This window comes from Rhodoplanes sp. SY1, assembly GCF_046000175.1.
Classification (GTDB): domain Bacteria; phylum Pseudomonadota; class Alphaproteobacteria; order Rhizobiales; family Xanthobacteraceae; genus Rhodoplanes.
Window position 1 is genome coordinate 1 of the sequence record NZ_JBEOMB010000449.1, and the last position, 625, is coordinate 625.

Annotated in this window: 1 protein-coding gene; it reads left to right on the forward strand. The window is 49.8% G+C overall.

Going from position 1 to position 625, the window contains the following annotated elements:
- The coding region (locus ABTU92_RS30285; protein ID WP_408095234.1) for a class I SAM-dependent DNA methyltransferase at positions 1 to 625 on the forward strand (625 nt) is incomplete at both ends.

The following is a 625-nucleotide window of genomic DNA, read 5'->3' on the forward strand; positions in this document are numbered from 1 at the left end:
GTTAGGGACCACGCGCGAAGCGCTTCTTGATGAAATCCGCACCCAACAAATTTTTGGGATAGATGCTGAGCCTCGCGCCGCGAAGACGGCAAAGATGAATATGTTGATGTGGGGCGATGGGAAGAACGTTGCGAGGGGAAATGCGCTTGGCACTAAAGATGTTACGGGGAAGCCACTTCAGCCACTCGAGTATTCTGAAAAGAACCAAGGGTCTGGCGCCACCCTGATCCTTGCGAATCCGCCATTCGGCAGCAAGGAAAAAGACTCAGACATTTTGCGGCTTTACGAACTCGGGGCGAAGCACCAGGGAAAGAAGTCCGAAAGGACAGAAGTTCTCTTCATTGAGAAAGGCTTAAAGCTCCTCCGCCCAGAAGGAAAAATGTTGATTGTTTTGCCGCAAGGCCTAATGAGCGGCAAGTCAAACGAACGAGTTCGGAACTTCATCCATAGCCAAGCTGAAATACGCGCTATTATCAGTTTGCCGACGCACGCATTTGTCCAGTCGGGGGTACCCACCGTCAACACGTGCATCTTGTACCTTCAAAAGTTCACAAAGGAAAAAAAGGATCTATACGACACTAGGACCAAAGGAAAGAACTCCGAACAAATTTACAGACTCCTCCGA